13 protein-coding genes are annotated in these 19301 nt (G+C 39.9%); 2 read left to right on the plus strand and 11 right to left on the minus strand.

The genetic code is table 11. The annotated features are described in order from the left end of the window. Nucleotides 1-2: 2 nt before the first annotated feature. The 10 genes from R9C00_20940 to R9C00_20985 form a co-directional block, all read right to left on the minus strand. Nucleotides 3-1172, minus strand: a complete 1170-nt coding sequence (locus R9C00_20940) for a glycan-binding surface protein (GenBank protein ID WPO34168.1) — start codon at nucleotides 1170-1172, stop codon at nucleotides 3-5. 42 nt (nucleotides 1173-1214) lie between these two features. Beyond that, a complete protein-coding gene (locus R9C00_20945; protein ID WPO34169.1) occupies nucleotides 1215-2804 on the minus strand; it encodes a RagB/SusD family nutrient uptake outer membrane protein in 1590 nt (529 codons plus the stop codon). Nucleotides 2805-2842: 38 nt separating this feature from the next. Continuing rightward, complete coding sequence (locus tag R9C00_20950) at nucleotides 2843-6358, minus strand: SusC/RagA family TonB-linked outer membrane protein (GenBank protein WPO34170.1); 3516 nt, start codon at nucleotides 6356-6358, stop codon at nucleotides 2843-2845. Nucleotides 6359-6477: 119 nt separating this feature from the next. After that, nucleotides 6478-7536, minus strand: coding sequence for a FecR family protein (locus R9C00_20955; protein WPO34171.1), 1059 nt, complete (start codon nucleotides 7534-7536; stop codon nucleotides 6478-6480). Nucleotides 7537-7619: 83 nt separating this feature from the next. Next, the gene (locus R9C00_20960; protein WPO34172.1) at nucleotides 7620-8285 is read right to left on the minus strand and encodes a sigma-70 family RNA polymerase sigma factor; all 666 of its coding nucleotides are present in this window, start codon (nucleotides 8283-8285) and stop codon (nucleotides 7620-7622) included. A 232-nt stretch (nucleotides 8286-8517) separates the two neighbouring features. After that, entirely contained in the window at nucleotides 8518-9921 is a 1404-nt protein-coding gene (gene lpdA / locus R9C00_20965) for a dihydrolipoyl dehydrogenase (protein WPO34173.1), read from the minus strand. Nucleotides 9922-9961: 40 nt separating this feature from the next. Beyond that, on the minus strand, nucleotides 9962-11494 hold the full coding sequence (gene odhB / locus R9C00_20970; GenBank protein WPO34174.1) for a 2-oxoglutarate dehydrogenase complex dihydrolipoyllysine-residue succinyltransferase: 1533 nt from the start codon (nucleotides 11492-11494) through the stop codon (nucleotides 9962-9964). An 86-nt stretch (nucleotides 11495-11580) separates the two neighbouring features. Beyond that, nucleotides 11581-14328, minus strand: coding sequence for a 2-oxoglutarate dehydrogenase E1 component (locus R9C00_20975; protein WPO34175.1), 2748 nt, complete (start codon nucleotides 14326-14328; stop codon nucleotides 11581-11583). A 278-nt stretch (nucleotides 14329-14606) separates the two neighbouring features. Next, a complete protein-coding gene (locus tag R9C00_20980; protein ID WPO34176.1) occupies nucleotides 14607-15050 on the minus strand; it encodes a PAS domain S-box protein in 444 nt (147 codons plus the stop codon). Nucleotides 15051-15069: 19 nt separating this feature from the next. Beyond that, nucleotides 15070-15231, minus strand: a complete 162-nt coding sequence (locus R9C00_20985) for a hypothetical protein (GenBank protein WPO34177.1) — start codon at nucleotides 15229-15231, stop codon at nucleotides 15070-15072. Between the two features lie 712 nt (nucleotides 15232-15943). Here R9C00_20985 and R9C00_20990 point away from each other — a divergent pair. Then, nucleotides 15944-17152: a HAMP domain-containing sensor histidine kinase gene (locus tag R9C00_20990; protein ID WPO34178.1), complete on the plus strand. Its 1209-nt coding sequence runs from the start codon at nucleotides 15944-15946 to the stop codon at nucleotides 17150-17152. A gap of 577 nt (nucleotides 17153-17729) precedes the next feature. Beyond that, on the plus strand, nucleotides 17730-18200 hold the full coding sequence (locus R9C00_20995) for an NUDIX domain-containing protein (protein ID WPO34179.1): 471 nt from the start codon (nucleotides 17730-17732) through the stop codon (nucleotides 18198-18200). Here R9C00_20995 and R9C00_21000 read toward each other — a convergent pair. Next, entirely contained in the window at nucleotides 18190-19173 is a 984-nt protein-coding gene (locus R9C00_21000) for a DUF368 domain-containing protein (protein ID WPO34180.1), read from the minus strand. The genes R9C00_20995 and R9C00_21000 overlap by 11 nt on opposite strands. Between the last annotated feature and the right edge of the window lie 128 nt (nucleotides 19174-19301).

Genomic DNA, 19301 nt, shown 5'->3' on the forward strand with positions numbered 1-19301 from the left:
GTTTATTTAATTTTAACGACCCTGATATTATCAAAATTCAGGTCAAAGCCTACTAAAGGCTCGGGTGCATCCGGAGTTCTGAGCAAGAACAACAAGAAATCCATGCCTTTGAGGTCTCCGTACTTACTAATAGCTGATCCATCTCCACTTTTAAACTGGTTAAGAGGAATAACAGCCGTTTGCCAATTGGAAGAAACAAAATCTTCATTGTTACCATCCCCTAACTTAGTGTAAGGTTCAAACCAATAGTCAGGTCCCCAGCCAAACTGTACTTGCACATGACCACCATTAAAGTTTCCTACCGAGAAGTACTCAAACTTAAGTGCATACATATCCGCAGGGTCATTGTCTGGATAATCTGGCATGACAATACCTCCATGTGGAGTAACGGTTTGGTCTACCCACCAGTTGTCAGCAGGAACTTCGGTAGAGCTTTGTATTTTGATATAATTTCCATCAACTGGCACTGGGCTAGTAGGGTTTGAACTACCATCTATCACTTCGGTTTCCTTGCCCCAATCCTCAAATTTGTTCATTGCATCATAGTCGCAAATCATGCCTGTCTTGTCAAAGAGTTTCATAGACGATTCCGTTGAACCTGCTGAAGCATTTACGGTGAGCGCTCCTTCAGTCACTCCGTCAGGAACAACAACCCTGATCAATTCTGGTGTATATTCCAATATATCCCCTTCTGCTCCGCCAGGAAACACAACCGATTGGACATTGTAAAACACAGAACCGGCTATTTCCATCACTTCACCCACTGCCGGATATTCGTTGCTAACACTCTTTATTACTGGTGCAGGCACGATCACTTTAAAATCAAATTCTGCTGATCCTCCTTTAGTCTTTACTGTTATTTTATCCGTAATTTCTTCTGGGAAATCTCCAGGAATAGAAAGAACAATATTGTTATCGGTAATCATTGTCGGATTAAAATAGGCTTGTACACTATTGAACCAAACCTCTTCCGTGCTGGCAAGCCCCGCCCCTTGAATGGCAATAGTCTCCCCGAAGTTACCTTCGGTAATAGTCACATCTTCTGCCGTTGGCCTTACATTGTTCACCATAGGTATCGGGTAGGTATCCTCTTCAGAGCAACTCTGGAAGGTAAGCATGCCCAAAAAGAGGAGGGCAATGCTTGTGTAAGATTTGAAACTTATATTATTCATTGTAAGCTAATTTAAAGTTGAAATAAGAAGGTTTAAGGGAGACTACAAAAACTCATACGATTCAGGATCATCCAAGAACCTAGGGTTCTTACTCACTTCAGCCTCTGGTATTGGAAGCATAAAGTCACCATCATCTACACTCACTTTCAAAGAGTTTACTTGTGTTTCACCATCATCGTCCCAAGATAAAGTACCTCGCTCTTGATTGCTCACTATATCAATTGCCTTCTGCGGATTCCAGTAATGAAGTCTTATCAAATCATACCAGTGATCAGCTTCATAAGCAAACTCAACCCTTCTTTCATGATAGATATCGTCCAAAGTCAAAGATGCCTTCTCTTCTAACTTAGCCCTTCTTCTTAGCGCATTTACAGCCTCTAGTGCTGATGCATCGGTTGTGCTTGCATTATTGCCTAAAGTCGCCTCTGCATAGATCAAGTACACATCTGCAAGCCTCTGTACATAGGTATTGATAGCAGTTGACATAAAGCAAACTTGACCGCTGTTATCCTCAGGAGTACCAACCACATATTTTTTCACTGCAGAGTGGCAAGCACTTGCTCCCATCTCACCACCTGGCTCTTGAGAGAACAAGAAGCCTCCATTTTCGGCATTGAGGTTCGGATAGAAATCACCATCTTGCATAATGGTATAGTATTTTCTCACATCACCTCTTTCGTATTGATTTTGCAAATCGATAGAAGGACCAATGTAGCCGCCCCAACCATCTCCTACACCTGTTATCGTATTGTCTTTTGCCCAATAAGCTTGGTTGGTGTTCTGCGTTCCCCAATCTAGACAAGAAACCCATTGGAAAGCGAAAAGTGACTCACTATTGTTTTCAAATTCTGTTTTGAACAAATCTCCATAGTCGTCCATTAACAATAGGCCACTTTCCATCACATTTTTTGCATGAAGTTTCGCCTTTTGCAAATCCTCATCGTGACGACTACCACTTTGACCAAGTCCTGATTTTGCTAAATATACTTTTGCGAGCATGCCTTCCGCCGACCATTTGTGAACCCTGCCAGCAGACCTAGAAGACTCAGGCAGCGTATTCATGGCATACTCTAAGTCCATGATTATGAACCTATACACATCTTCTTCAAAGTTTCTTGGTAATTTAAAATCAGAAACAGCTTCCTCGTTATTTTCAATAATAGTTACAGGCCCCCATAGCCTTACCAAATAGAAGTAAGCTACCGCTCTCATAAACCTCGCTTCAGCTATTGCATGCGCTTTCACTTCTTCAGAAACATCTGCACTTGACTTATCTGGAATGTTATTTATAACTGAGTTACTATGTGCCACCACCCTATACAGAGAGTTCCACATCTCATTTAACCTTGCACTGTTTGCTTTAACAGCAAAAAGGAATATTTCACCCATATCGCCATCGTTGGACCAGTGATTACCACCCATGCCATCTCCAAATGCCCACCATGCTTTGTCGTTGGCATCGAACCATGGCCAACCGTACAAAGGAGCTGTAGCGGCTAGCACTTGCTCATCAGTTTGGTAAAAGTTATCAACCGCAAGCTGGTCTTCTGGTGGCCTATCCAGAAATTCATCTGTGTTACACTGAAACAATAAAAGAGGCAGTATCAATAAATATATATATTTTCTTTTCATGTTTGATATCGTTTGAGTTTTAACCATCATTTCTTTCCTTAGAATCCTAAAGTGACACCACCTGTGTACATTCTAGGCATAGGATACCTACCATTATCAACACCTGTCAGCATTGGGTTTTGGTTGTATGCACCAATTTCAGGATCGTATCCAGAATAGTTGGTGAAGGTATAGATGTTTTGAAGGTTCACATATACCCTGAGTGACCTAGCCTTGATTTTAGAGGCTAGGTCACTCGGCAAGTTATACCCTAGCATGATGTTTTTGATTCTTAGGTAAGAACCGTCTTCCACGTATCTTGAAGAAACTCTTCTGTTATCGTTCGGGTCAGTATTGATAGCTCTTGGCATATCCGTTCCTGAGTTGGATACGTACCACGCATTCACATCGTCAGGGTCTGCGTTAGGGTCATCAGAAACCAATACAGCTCTATTGGCAACGGTTTTTAGGTAGTTGGAGAGAATATTTGTCATACCTTCAGTATTCCTTCTGGTAAAGTTATAGATATCATTTCCATAAGTACCTTGTAAATATACCGTTAGGTCAAAGTTCTTATAATTCACTTTGTTCGTCCATCCAAATGAAACATCCGGATAAGGATTGCCTATGACAGTTCTGTCATAAGTAGCATCTATCTGGCCATCAGGCTCGCCATCTGGTCCGCTAATATCTCTGTACTTGATATCACCAACCCACACACCATTTATCCTTTCCACTTTATCATTTTGAACAGCATGGTTATTGATATCTTCAGCATTTTGGTAGATGCCTTCTACTTCGTAGCCGTAAAACTGACCAACAGGTTGACCAACTCCCGTACGAGTTACATGGTGGAACCATTGTACATTTTGGTCATAGAATAAAGATTCATCTCCAAAAGAAACCACTTCATTTTGGTTGTGAGAAACAATCAGGTCAGAGCTCCATGAAAAATTCGCATTACTGATAGGTACAGTATTCAGGGTAAGTTCAATACCTCTGTTTCTTAGCTCTCCCAAGTTTACCACAGGGGCTTCAATACCCATCCAGCTACCTCCACCAAGAAAGTTAGGAATAGGAGATCTGATCAACATTCCATCCGTGTATTTGTCATACACATCTACTGTAATACCAATCCTATCCTCCAAAAGACCTATATCAATACCTGCATTTAGCATTTTTAATCCTTCCCATCTTACTGCATCATTTGGAATATTATTGAGCAAGAAGCCACTTCCAATTCCTGAGATAACTGTTTTAAGAGAAGAGCCATATTGGTAGCCACCAATATTTTGGTTCCCTACTTCACCATACCCAAGCCTCAACTTCAAGTTACTTACAAATTCAACATTTGACATAAAAGCCTCATTGTTGATTTTCCAAGCCAATGCAACTGAAGGGAAAGTACCCCATTTATTAGCTGGTCCAAAGTTGGATGAGCCATCATAACGCAACGTAGCAGTTAGCAAATAGCGATCATCATAACTATAGAATGCCCTACCAAAATAAGAAAATAAAGCATGGCTGCCTTTTGAACCGGCATTTGTAGCAGAAGACGCATCACCCGCATTTAACTCTTGGATATCGTTAGAAACAAAGCCATTCCTCTGACCCATCAACGACTCCCAACTTGCCTCTTGCGACTCCTGTCCAACCATAGCTGTTATATTGTGGACACTATTAAAGGTTTTGTTAAAGGTTAAATAATTTTTCCAAATCCAGAAATAATTGTGGGCAAAGCTTCTTCTTGACTGATTCTTATCGTTTACTACATTTCCATACTCATAAGTTGGATTAAATCCGTAGTTGTTTGTATTTCCAATGTTGGTGCCCAGTTCAGTTCTGAAATTGAGATAATCAGTGAATTTTACTTGAGCATATACATTTGCCAACAAGTTGAACCGCTTCACCTGCATATCCCTGTCCAATGCCATCGCAACCGGGTTGGTAATACCACCATCCGATAATGTAGGACCACCCCAGCTTCCATCAGCATTTCTCAATGGTATATCTGGAGCTTGAGTCAATGTAGCTGCAATCACACCATCTTCAGAATCGTTCAACGTAATCCGCTCTTGCGTCATAGACATTGAAAGTGTATTACCTATCTTCAACCAAGGTTTTGCCTCAGTATCTAGGTTTACCCTCATTGAGTACCTTTTAAACCAAGATCCTACTACTGTACCTTCTTGGTCAAAATAACCGCCAGTAATGGCATAAGTTGTTTTATCAGAACCTCCTGAAACAGAAAGTTGATGGTTTTGGATAGCGGCAGATTGGAATACTTCCTGTTGCCAACTTGTTCCTTCGCCCAACAGACTAGGATCTAAAAACTCATCCCTTTGGTTGGTAAAACCTAAAGCTACCATTTCGTTATTATAGCGAGCATATTCTTGTAAACCCATCACATCCAACAACTTACTTGGTTCTTGAATACCATAATAACCATCATATTCAAATTTAGCTTCGCCTGTTTTTCCTTTTTTAGTAGTAATGAGTACTACCCCATTAGCAGCCCTAGAACCATAAATAGCCGTTGCAGAAGCATCTTTCAATACTTCTATAGATACAATATCTGCTGGATTTATAGCAGACATAGCACTTACGGCTGTTTGACCATTTCCACCACCAGCCCAGTCAAAACCTTGGGCTATATTACCCGCTTCGCCATTCAAAGGAATACCATCAATCACGTAAAGTGGCTCTGCGGTTGAAGTAACCGAACCAACTCCCCTTACCCTTACAGAAACACCACCACCTGGCTGACCAGAGTTTTGGAATACTTGTACACCTGCTGCGCGCCCCTGCAAGCCCGCTTCAAATGAGTTTACAATAGTAGTTTTCAAATCTTCTTCAGAAACAGAAGACAAAGCACCCGTAAGGTCACTTTTCCTTTGTGTACCGTAGCCAATTACCACAACCTCTTCTAGCTGCTCTAGGTCTGGTTCCAATACAATATTGATGGTCGATTGGGTGCCAACCACCACTTCTTGCGGTATAAACCCTATATAACTAAATACCAAAGTAGCATCGGTAGGTATACTCAAAGTGAAGTTGCCATCTATATCCGTTGTGGTACCTATAGACGTCCCTTTGATCAGAATACTCACGCCGGGAAGGGGTTCAGTATCTTCACCAGAAGTAACCTTACCAGATACAGTAGTTTGCTCAAATACATTTACATCTGCTGTAGGAGTAGTCTTTTCAACAGATTCAATTTTGCTCACATATATACTGTTGTTAATCCGCTTGAATTTTAAGCCTGTATTTTTGGAAATATCTACCAACACTTCATAAAGATTAGTGTTATTGAGCAACTTAACCGATTGCCTAACTTTAACTTCCTTGTTATTATAAGCAAACCGGAAGTTAGTTTCTTTCTCAATGATCTTAAACGCATTTAACAAAGACACTTCAGTTTGACCTCTGTAATCGAGTTCTATACTGGTAAGCTTCTCCGATTGGGCGTTCCCATTATTGGCTACTAGCAGCCCTGCAAATAACATTTGGATATAAAATCCAAATAAAACATACTTTGACATACGCAAAATTTGTCGTATAACTTTCATTTTCATAAATTACAGTGTTTGTGAGTTAAAACTATTTACTATTCAACCTGTCAAGATCCCCATCTTACAGTTATTGATTCACGGACAAGTACAATACTGACTGGTTGCCGCCAGTCAGTATTTTTTCATTTACTTAAGAAGACTTTTTTACCTTCTATTTTATATTCAAACCCCTTTGACATAAAACTCAGCCCCTGTAGCACATTTTCCAGAGACTGATTATCAAAGCTTCCTGTATAAATACCATTTTGATCTACCTTTGTACTTACTTCAAAATCTACATCGTACCAGCGCTCCAAATCTTTCAAAATCTTATCTAGGTCAACATTATCATACCTAAGTACTCCCTCTACCCAACCTAGCTCTTCCCCCACATCCACATTTCTATTAATCAGCTCCTCTTTTTTATCCTTATCATAAAGCAAGGATTGGTTAGGCAACAAGAAGGACTCTTTAAGCAAGATATCCTTGTTATAAGAAGTATTTTTTACAGATATCTTCCCTGTGACTACCGTAACTTTCTCAATATTTTCTTCTGGATACGAACGAATATTAAAAGAGGTCCCTAATACTTTTGTGACCAACCCATCACTATTGATAATGAAAGGTATTAAACTATCCTTGGTTACTTTAAAGAATGCTTCACCGGTCAGAATCACATTTCTGGCATCCACCCCAAAATCCGAAGGTATTTTGATCGAGCTTTCAGCATTTAACTTAACAACAGTTCCATCAATCAATGTGATTGTCAACTTTTGCCCTCTCGCTGTTTTTTTTGTCACGTAACTGATAGCCCCTTCCTCACGTGAAGACAAAGCATTATTTAGCTCTCCTTCCAGAGAATAATATCCAATAGACAAAGCAATTATAAAAATGATAGAAGCTGCCACTTTAGCAAAAAATGCTTTTGAGACAGAAAAAGAGTAAAACGGTCTGGAAGAACTTTTGACCCTATGAACATTTTCCAATACTTCTATAAACTCCTCATTGGATGGTAAATATTCATTTTTGGGTTTTATGGAAGTGACAATATCTTTTGCCTTTTGCACCTCCTCCCATTTTTCAGGATGCTTTTCTAACCAATTTCTCCAGAAAAACTCACTTTCAGCATCTGGGTTCTGCACCCACTGCACAAAAAAGTCATCTGATATAAAATTTGATATGTTATAATTATTATACTTCATACATAATATATTACCCTTTCATCTTTAGAAAGGCGGTGCGTTAAAGAACAGGCACAAAAAATTTCAACTTTTTTATAAACCTTCTAAAACGACACCGATAAACCAGCAATTAATGTAAGCAAATAGATATTGGGGACATATTTCCTCAGTGATTCGAGCGACCGGTAAATTAGCTTTCGAGCATACTCTACACTGGAAAATCCCATCAGTTCCGATACTTGCCCGTAAGAAAACCCCTCATAATAATAATAGATAATAGCCTCCTTTTGACGTTTTGAAAGCTTTGCTACACTTTTCGTAAGCTCTTCTTTTAGCTTGGCCTGCTCTTGGTTTTGGATAAGAAAAGATTCGTGGGAAAGGGTGATCTCAAAATCTGCCGTAGAGGGAAGCTCGTCTACGTACACCACAGATTTTTTCTTTGTCAATTCTCTGAATAAATTTCTTCGGAGGGACTTGTAGAGGTAAAACTTGATATTATCAGTTTTACCAAGCTTTTTCCTTTTTGTCTTTAAGTAGATAAATAGCTCTTGAACTACATCCTTTATCAGCTCGCGGTCTTGGCAAAAATGATGACCGTAGTTAAATAAAAGCGAAAAAAAATGGACATAAATATGGTTAAAGGCTTCACCATCACCTTGTAAGAAACGATTCCATATGTCTGAATCAGACATAGCGGTATAAACGCTAAAGCTTCGGTTTGGTCCCGAATCACTTTGCGGTTTGATTGGTTGTAGGCTTTTCATTTTCATCTATTTCATATTTAATGTAGCGTGAAAGGGCAATACATCGATATGAAATTGAGAATTATCTCTATTCAAAAATAGGATTAAATTTATGAAATCCGAATAAATTGACAAAAGTTTGGAACCTTCAAGGCAAAAACAATGAATATTAGGAGTGATTTTGAATGCAAAAACCCACTGACCAAAAATCAGTGGGTTTTTATATAAATAAATGTAATCGATTATTCTCTAAATTTCTTTACACGTGTATAGCGCGATTTTCGGTAGCAGCTAAGCAAGCTTCTTTCATCGCTTCGGTGTAAGTAGGGTGTGCATGGGACATTCTTGAGATATCCTCAGCAGATGCTCTGTATTCCATCGCTACGACTCCTTCAGCTATCAAATCGGCAACCCTTGGCCCTATCATGTGAACTCCTAATATTTCATCTGTTTCGGCATCGGCCAATACTTTTACCAAGCCGTCTATATCCATACTGGCCCTTGCCCTGCCTAGTGCCCTCATGGGGAAAGAACCCGCTTTGTATTTTTTTCCTTGTTCTTTGAGCTGCTCTTCGGTAAAACCAACGCCTGCCACTTCTGGCCATGTGTACACCACACCAGGAATAAGGTTGTAGTTGATATGAGGCTTTTGCCCTGCCAATGTTTCTGCAACAAAAACGCCTTCTTCTTCCGCTTTGTGGGCAAGCATAGCGCCTTTCACCACATCGCCTATGGCATAGATGCCCGGAACATTCGTTTGCAAATGCCCATCTACGTCTATCCTTCCTCTTTCATCTACTTTCACACCTGCATTTTCCAAGCCCAAACCTTCAGTATAAGGCTTTCTTCCAATAGAAACTAGGCAATAATCTGGCTCAAAAGTAATTTCTTCACCTTTCTTGTTTTCCGCTTTTATGACCACTTTGTCGCCAACTGTTTTTGCAGAAACTACTTTGGTCTGAAGATTAAAATCGAATTTCAATCCTTTTTTCAGCACACGCTGAAGTTCTTTGCTAAGCGTACCGTCCATACCTGGAATAATTTTATCCAAGTACTCGATCACGGTGATTTTAGTACCCATTCGGGCGTACACTGAACCAAGCTCCATCCCAATCACTCCACCTCCTATCACTACCATGTGCTTAGGAATCTCCTTCATTTTCAAGGCTTCAGTAGAGGTAATCACTCTCTTTTTATCGTACTCCACTCCAGGAATAATCAATGGCTTAGAGCCCGTAGCGATAATGGTTTTATCGGTACTGATCTCCTCGCTGCTGCCATCTTCCTTGGTGATCTTAATTTTGTTTTTATCTACAAATGAGCCTAAGCCATTGAAAACATCAATCTTGTTTTTCTTCATCAAGAATTCGATGCCGTCGCAGGTTTGCTTCACCACTTGGTCTTTTCTCCCGATCATTTGGGCAAGGTTTACCTTTGGTTCTTTCACTTCTATACCATGCTTGGCAAAAGTGTGCGTAGCATTGTGGAAATGTTCCGAAGAATCTAAAAGTGCCTTTGAAGGGATACAACCTACATTGAGGCAAGTACCGCCCAACGTGCTATATTTTTCAATAATCGCTGTTTTGAAACCAAGCTGTGCCGCTCTGATAGCAGCTACATAACCTCCAGGTCCCGAACCGATTACAGTTACATCGTAACTCATGTTGTTTCTATTGATTTATGTAAAGTGAAGAGTGATTAGATTAAACGCTTAATAAAAGTCTGATAGGATCTTCGAGCAATTGTTTTACCCTCACCAAGAAACTTACCGACTCACGTCCATCAATTATTCGGTGGTCGTAAGAAAGGGCTACGTACATCATTGGACGGATCTGAACCTCACCGTTGATGGCCACAGGGCGCTCAACAATATTGTGCATACCCAAAATAGCTGACTGAGGGGCATTAATAATTGGGGTAGACATCATAGAACCAAATACCCCACCGTTGGTGATGGTAAATGTTCCCCCTGTCATTTCAGGGATGGTCAGCTTATTGTCCCTCGCACGGGTAGCCAATCGGATGATTTCGGCTTCTATCTCGTTGAAGTTCATTTGCTCTGCATTTCTTATAACAGGAACAACCAACCCTTTAGGAGCTGAAACAGCTATGGAAACATCGCAGAAATCGTGGTAGACCAGTTCATCTCCATCAATTTTCCCATTCACGGCAGGCCATTCTTGCAAGGCCACACAAACCGCTTTGGTGAAGAAAGACATAAAGCCAAGCCCAACGCTGTGCTTCTCTTTGAACATTTCCTTGTATTTCTTACGGATATCCATGATCGGCTTCATATCTACTTCGTTGAAAGTAGTTAGCATAGCCGTTTCATTCTTCACCGAAACAAGTCGCTTGGAAATAGTTTTCCTCAAACTAGTCATCTTTTGCCTTCTCTCATTCCTATCACCTACTGGCTCAGTTGGAGCAGATATTTCTTCCTTAGCAGGAGCAGACGTTTTAACAGCAGGTGCTGAAGCTTTTTTCTCCGCTTTTAACGCATCTTCTTTGGTCACCCTTCCGTCTACACCCGTTCCTATTACTTCGCTAGCCGCTATTCCTTTTTCAGCCAATATTTTAGCTGCAGCTGGTGAAGCATGACCAGAAGCATAGGTATCGCTTCCACCGGCTTCTACATGTCCATTTGAAGAGGCTTCGGCTGGTGCTGCGGCAGCTGCTTCAGCAGGCTTACCACCTTCCATTACTTCTACTTTGCAAATAAGACCGCCAATTTCTACAGTTTCTCCTTCCGAAGCTATGATACTCACCGTTCCGTTGTGCTCGGCAGAAAGTTCAAAAGTAGCTTTATCAGACTCCAATTCGCAAAGCACGTCATCAATTTCTACATAGTCTCCATTCTCTACATTCCACGTTGACACAGTTACCTCGGTAATTGACTCACCTACCGCTGGCACTACCATTTCTACTACTTTACCCGTTTTTGAGGGAGCAGCAGCTTCCTCTTCTGGAGCTTCTTCGGCCGCTGGAGTACTTGCCTGCCCTTCAACTGGAACTATCTCACAAATCACACCTCCTATTGGAATAGTGTCGCCTTCTTGGGCAATGATTTTAAGTGTTCCAGATTTTTCTGCATTTAGTTCAAATGTGGCTTTATCAGACTCTAACTCACAAAGGATTTCATCTATTTCTACAAAATCTCCATCTTGTTTATTCCACTGAGAGATGGTCACTTCTGTGATAGATTCTCCAACAGCAGGAACATTTATTTCGAAGCTCATGACTTTTATATAATAAGGATTTGATTAGTAATTTAAACAGATTTAAAAAACACGGCATATTTAAGCTATGCCGTGCCTACGTATTTTTATTTTGCGAATGCCGCATTTACTATCCTAGCCTGCTCAGCTTGATGGATTTTAGCAAACCCAGTTGCAGGAGAAGCGCTCGGTCTTCTCGATATCAACTCTAGGTCTCTACGCTTGTAATATGTTCTCAATAAATACGTCCAGTATCCCATGTTCACCGGCTCTTCTTGTACCCAAATCAGCTTGCGCATGTTTTTGAATTTGGCAAGCAGTCTTTCTAATTGAATTTCTGGGAAAGGATGCATTTGCTCTATCCTGATAATTGCTACTTCCTTCGCCTTGTCGACCTGTTGGCGTTCTAGCAAATCGTAATAGATTTTACCAGTACAAAGCAATACTTTTTCTACCTTATTATAAGGCTTAGCGTATTCGTCTTCGTAGATTTCTCTGAAGCGACCTTCGGTAAATTCTTCTATAGGGGAAATTGCATTTGGATGGCGCAACATAGATTTTGGCGACATTACCACACATGGCTTTCTAAAGCCCCATGTCATTTGCCTTCTCATGAGGTGGAAAATATTGGCAGGAGTAGTAGGATAAGCTACTACCATATTATTCTCGGCTGCTAATTGCAAGAACCTTTCTGGTCGAGCATTTGAGTGCTCAGGACCTTGACCTTCGTACCCGTGAGGGAGTAACATCACTAATCCGTTCATTCTGTTCCATTTCGTTTCCGAACTGGTAATAAACTGGTCTATCATGATCTGTGCTCCGTTGGCAAAATCACCAAACTGTGCTTCCCAAATCACCAAAGAGCTTGGGTTTGCCATAGCATAACCAAACTCAAAACCGAGAACCGCATACTCTGAAAGAAGCGAATTATAAATCATGAAGGGAGACTGATTGCCCTCATCAATGTGACAAAGTTGGCACAATGTTTCGTTAGACTCTGCATCGTTGAGTATAGCATGCCTGTGAGAAAAAGTTCCTCTTTGAACATCCTGACCCGTCATTCTTACAGGTACATTTTCTATCAAAAGCGAACCATAAGCTAACAACTCAGCTGCCGCCCAATTCAATTCCTTGCTTTTGAAGAACTGCTGTTGCCTTTCTTTAATCAACTTCTCTATTTGGCGCAATGGATTGAAACCTTCTGGCAATGAAGTCAGTGCTGTAGCTACTTTTTTGATAGTTTCCATAGAAATAGAAGTATCTGGAGAAGTATCAAAATCTTCGTTGCGGCTGTGCCTCAATTGCTGCCATTGCTTCTCAAACGCCTGCACTTTGTAAGGCAATGGATTCTGACGAACTTCATTTAACCTATCGGCTAAAAGCTTGCGGAACGCTTTATCCATTTTTTTGGCAAGGTTCCCTTCCACATCTCCCCTATCAGATAGTTTTTTCTGATAAACCTCTCTTGGGTTCGGATGCCTTGATATTATGTTATAAAGTTTGGGTTGCGTAAACTTCGGCTCATCACTCTCATTATGACCATGCCTTCTGTAGCATACCAAATCTATAAAAATATCTCTGTTAAATTTCTGCCTAAATTCCACAGCCGTTTTCACCACAAAAGCCACTGCTTCAGGGTCATCGCCATTTACATGGAGCTGAGGAGATTCCGTTAGCCTTGAAATATCAGTGCTGTACACACTAGAGCGGGCGTCGGTAAAATCCGTAGTAAAACCAACTTGGTTGTTGATCACGATATGAATAGTTCCCCCTACATGGTACCCTTTCAAATCGGACATCTGCACTGCTTCATAAACAACACCCTGCGCAGCTACGGCAGCATCACCATGAATCAGAATTGGAAGGATCTTTTTGGGCTGGTGGTTGTAAATATTATCAACTTTCGCCCTTACATAACCCATCACCACAGGTCCTACAGCCTCTAAGTGTGAAGGGTTGGGCACCAAGTTGATATTGACCAACTTCCCATTTATAGTGGGTACTTGAGACGAATACCCTAAATGGTACTTTACATCGCCATCGCCCATCGTTTCTTCTGGCAAAGCAGATCCTTCAAACTCATTGAAGATTTCACCGTAGGTTTTACCCACAATGTTCGCCAAAATATTTAACCTACCACGGTGAGCCATTCCTATCACCACTTCTTCAACGCCCAAATCAGAACCTTGGTTGATGATCATATCCAGTGCAGGAATAGTAGTTTCCCCACCTTCAAGGGAGAATCTTTTCTGACCAATATATTTGGTGTGAAGGAAGTTTTCAAAAACAACGGCTTCGTTCAACTTTTCGAGAATTCGCTGCTTTTCTTTAAGCGTAGGCTCAAATTTCAAAAACTCTTTTTCCACCTTGGCTTTGAACCACTCAAAACGCTCTGGGTTTCTGATACCCATAAAATCAAAGCCGATATTGCCTATATAAATCTCTCTAAGCCTAGCTATGAGGTTTCTTAAGGTAGATGGCTCCATCCCGATCTCGGTACTCGACTCGAACACGGTGTCCAAATCTTTCTCGGTCAAGCCAAACTCTTCTAAGGAGAGCCTTGCTTGCCTATCGAGGCGTTTTCTAACTGGGTTGGTGGTCGATTCCAAATGCCCCCTTAGGCGGTAAGCATGGATCAGGCGCCTCACTCCTATTTCTTTATAAAGCTTTTCTTTGCTAATGGCGCCAGGTACTAGGCTACCACCATCTTCTCCATATTTTTGTAGCGAAAAATCAAAGCCCTCAAAAAACGATTGCCAAGATTTATCTACCGACTCAGGGTCATTTTTGTAGGAATTATAAAGCTCATCTATATAAGCTCCATGTGCATTTGCGATGTATGAATATTTATCCATTATTAAGGTGATGTGAATTCTTATGAATTTTCAAAACTAATATTATTGTGATGATATACAAAATACGAAACCGCATAGGCAAATATTGGGTTTTGTCAAAAACAAGCTCATTTCCTTATGACGAAACCCGATTATAGGCTTACTTGTTAGGAAAACATTAATTTTAAGACCTTTGGGAGGTTATTTATAACTTTGAACCACGAATATATTGGTTGTGTAAGACAAAAAAAGGTCTTCAACTTATACAGGAAGACCTTGATTTTTTTTCAAAAAACTTTTTATAGCTGCTCTACAGACTCATTTTGAATGAAAGCTGTAAAATAACTCTCCCCTCCTACCTTGCCCTTGGCTACAGAAAGACGCATTGGCAATCCGTCAGCAACCTTTACCATCACCTCTGTCCGAGTTGTGCATTCACTTTCCGTCCCATCAATTTTCACACAAGGCACCAGCTCTTTGTTTTTTTCTATAAAATCAATATCCAATAATTCTGAAATATGGCTTCCGCAAACCTTGCCTGCCTCTTTCATAAACACCTTTTCAGCCGATTTGTTAAAGAAACTAATGATTCCTCCTTGGTCAAAGACAATTACACCTTCAGCATATCCTTGTAGTATCAACTCGTTTTTCTTTTTCTCAAAGGCTAACTCATTCAATTGTTGCCTAATTTTTTCCTCAGGTTTCTTCAGCTCCTCAGTTAGCTCAAGCGTCTGGTTGAGCAATTGGCGAGACTCCGTGACATCATGTTGGTGTACTTGACTTCCCTTGGTGAATTACAGCATCACCAAGGGAAGTCAAGTCTTTATGGTTTTCCCGCAATACTTCAACAAACTCTGCTAAGCCCACAGAAGTCCAATTTCTTATTCTATCCTCTTCTGCAACCTCTTTCAGCTTTAGGCGCATAGCTGACAAGGCTCTTACCTAGCTATCTTGCGCACTCACTGGTTCATAATCGTGATCGAAATTTCCTTCGCCCACACTCTTTGCAAAATCAGCTGCTTTCCGCAAATCACCTAGTGTTATATTGATAGAACTAGCCAGTTGGTCTACAACGTTTCTAGCTGAATAATTGCCTTCTACATCAAGCTCACCTTGGCAAGGCTGTTCGTTGCATCTTTTACTTTTTGTAATGCATTTCGAGTAATTCGCTTACTTACCCCCTACAGTAATCATAACCAGCAATATGCTTAACAATTAGATAACTCATAAAAACAATATCTTATACTTATTTGACTATCAAACAAATACTCTCATACTTACGATGTTTCAAGTCTTACTTTCAAGCTATCCAAAACCTTCCATCAAAGCAAATGGATAAAAGATGTATGTCTTACAATCGCATAGCCCACGCCTTCAAGTAAGGAAATCGACTTTCTTAACTTTTTTCTCCTGAACTAAAGGATATATTTCAAACAACAATATCTGCCCAATCGTATACCAAAAATTCTTTTTTAAGCAATGAAACATGAAATATGCCTTGTTTAAAACTGAAAATAGTTAACATTTCCTTCAGGGTTAAATTTTTAAAAAATAATGACAGATAATTGCCTTACTACTCACGTTTTATAAAAAAAATCCGTTGTCAGATAGATATCATACATCGACAAATTAATTCATGACTAAAGCTTTACAGGCAAATATTATTACTGAAAACAATAAATCATTTAGCTTCCAAGTATCTCTCTTGGAAGAAGACATACTGTTTATTAGTGAAAAAGGAAGCAGTGAAGAGGCTCATTATCAATCTCTTCACTTAGAAGTGAGTGCGATTTTAGAGGCTAATAAACAAAAGCCATTGGGGCTAATTCTAGACTTAAAAGAGCTAACCGGAATAAGTAAAGATGCTAAAGGCTATCACTTCACAAAGCTCAAGGAATATTGCAGTAATGGGCAATTGTTACATGTGTCAGTTATAGCACCCGAAATAGCAAAAATGATTACAAAAGCTCCAGCTGCTTTTTTGCTAGAAAACAACATGGTTTCCTACCACGAAAACGATACCCAGGCCATTCAAGCACTACTAAAAAAACAGAACAGCTATAAAAACTCCTCAGAGCCTTTCAAGCAGTGCTTGCAAGAAAACACACAAGATATCCTTCAGAAATTTACAGAAAGGAATGAAGAGCTTAGGCAGAAAAATGAAGAGCTAGATTATTTTGTATATAGTGTGTCCCACGATCTTAGAGCACCTGTTGCTACTATCCAAGGTCTTGTACAAGTATTGAAAATAGAGGAAGACAACCCAAGTTTGGTGAGCTATCTCGAAATGGTAAATATCCAAATTGCTCGTATAGAAAAGTATATCCGTGAGATAAACGAATATGCTTGGAACTCCAAGTTAGGGATTGAAGTAGAAGAGGTTAACTTCGAAAATATAATCAACGAGACAAAAACTAGCTTACAGTACTTAGAAGGGGCGGATAGTGTAGAATGGGAAGTAGAAGTTCAACAAGAATGCTTTTTCTACTCAGACAAACAACGAATTCACCTCATACTCATGCACCTATGTGCCAATTCTATTAAATATAGAAAGCTTGAAAGTGCAGACAACAAGCTCAAAATTTGTATCAATTCTGATGCTAAATCAGCTACCATCTCGGTAATAGACAATGGAATAGGCATAGAGAAAAAGTACATGGATAATATTTTTGATATGTTCTTCACCACTAGCGACCGAACCAAAGGAAATGGTCTTGGCCTGTACACCACGCTCCAAACTGTAAAAAAACTAGAAGGGAAGATAGATGTATTGACCCAACCTGAGGAAGGAAGTACTTTCACCATTTCCATACCAGGGCATTCCAGCCCAGATCAGCTTAAATAGCCTAATTTCGCGATATTTCACTTACTTTACAAAATATATAACACCATCTGCAATAACTTTGTTATATATTAGATACTCATTTTCAATACACTCAAGAATCTAATTAATAAGAAATTTCAGATCAGTATTATTGATTGACGAAGACACCACTAACAGTTTCATAATAAACAAGTTATAATCGAACACTAACCTTTCCGACGACTTGACAATTTATACAAGCGCAAAAGATGCACTAGAATTTCTAAGTGAAACGCTGTTTCGAAAGGCAAAATGCCAGATTTGATTTTCCTTGATATCCGAATGGCTGTAATGAGCAGGTGAGCCTTTTTAGATGCTTATCAAAAAATCAAAAAGAATATAAAGCAAGATATCCCCATCTTGATCATGTCTAGCTCCAATAACCCTGAAGACCTCAAAAAGCAGATACGTACCCCGAGACTACTACGTAAGCCCATTACGATGGCAAAGTTCAAGGAGATAAAACGAAAATTTTCAAAATAGCTTGAAGCCCATAAAAAAAGCTCTTTTTTTATGGGCAAATAATGAACAAACCTCTTAACAGATTACTTTTGATGACATGGATGAAGTTTTTGGTGGCAAACTAAGGGTCAGGGTTTGTGGAATTTGTATTAAAGGGGATAAAGTGTTACTGATAAAGCACAACATGCCCGACAACAAATACCTCTGGGCACCTCCTGGCGGTGGGGTAAATTATGGGGAAACACTTGAAATCGCCTTAAAGAGAGAGTTTGTGGAAGAAACGGGGTTAGAAGTTGAAGTGAAGCGCTTCTTGTTTGTAAATGAGTTGCTCGTCAAACCGCTCCATGGAATCGAACTTTTTTTTGAAGTGAAGATTACTGGCGGAGAACTTGCCATGGGGACAGACCCTGAAATGAAAGGAGGCAAACAGGTGATAGATGCACTGGAATATTTGAACTTCGAACAACTCAAACATGAACCCATTTCACACCTTCACAACCTATTTGCCTCCTGCAATTCTATTGAAGAGCTTCTTCAGCTTAGCGGACTAAAAAGCTTTATTCGCTAACCTCTTCGTTGTTCCCAAATTTGGTCGAAACATATTCTATACCCCACACACTCACAAAACCCAAAACAGCCAAGCCTATAGCATAAAGAAAAAAGGCTTCTTGACCTGTTATTTCAGGAAAAGCAAGTGGACTCACATTATTTTGAACCAATGGCTTTTCAACCCCATGCCTATCTATATAAGTCTCCACAGTTTCTTTCCAAGGCCATACTTTATTGAGCGAACCGAACAAAAAGCCTATCAGGGCTGCCACAATGATATCGTGATATTTTTTGAACAACCATGTGAGCAAGTGGGAAAAGGAGATAATTCCTGTAACGCAGCCTATCATAAAAGCCAAAATCACTTTCAAATTCACCAAAATCTCAGTCATATTGGTGGCCACCAAAGCATCTATGAGCTTTTGGAGAGATCCAAAAATATATTCATAAGCACCTAGCAAAATCAAAATAAAGCTACCAGAAATACCGGGTAAGATCATGGCGCAAATAGCAATAGCCCCACAAAAGAAGACATATAGCACACCTTCATTTCCTGCAAAAGCTGATAAGGTAGTTATCCAAAAAGCAACGCCAGTTCCAATAATAAGGGCCAGAATAACTCCTACCGACCAAGCTTTTATTTGCTTAGCTACTAACAAAGCTGAAGCAATGATAAGCCCAAAAAAGAATGACCAAAGTAAAATGGGTTGATTGGCAAGTAAATACAGTACTACCCTTGAAAAAGTAACCAATGCAGTACCTATACCTGCAAAAAGGACAAGCAAGAAACTTCCGTTTATTTTCTCCCAAAAACCTTTAAAATCAAATTTGAGAAGAAGTTTTAAAGCCTTAAGATCAACTGACTTGATAGAGAAGAGAAGCTCTTCATAGATGCCTGTGATAAATGCGATGGTTCCACCAGAAACCCCTGGCACTACATCCGCCGCACCCATAGCCAAGCCTTTCAAAAAAAGTAAAATTCTTGATTTCATTCTTTCGTTTCAGTTTTAGAGTATGTTAAAATCTTCTTTTGCGCATATAAAAAAAGCACTTGGCGAAAGTATCATTTTTCGCCAAGTGCTTTTTTATAAATTCGTTAATAATTCTTGATCAAATGCTA

It is taken from the genome of Flammeovirgaceae bacterium SG7u.111 (genome assembly GCA_034044135.1).
GTDB lineage: Bacteria > Bacteroidota > Bacteroidia > Cytophagales > Flammeovirgaceae.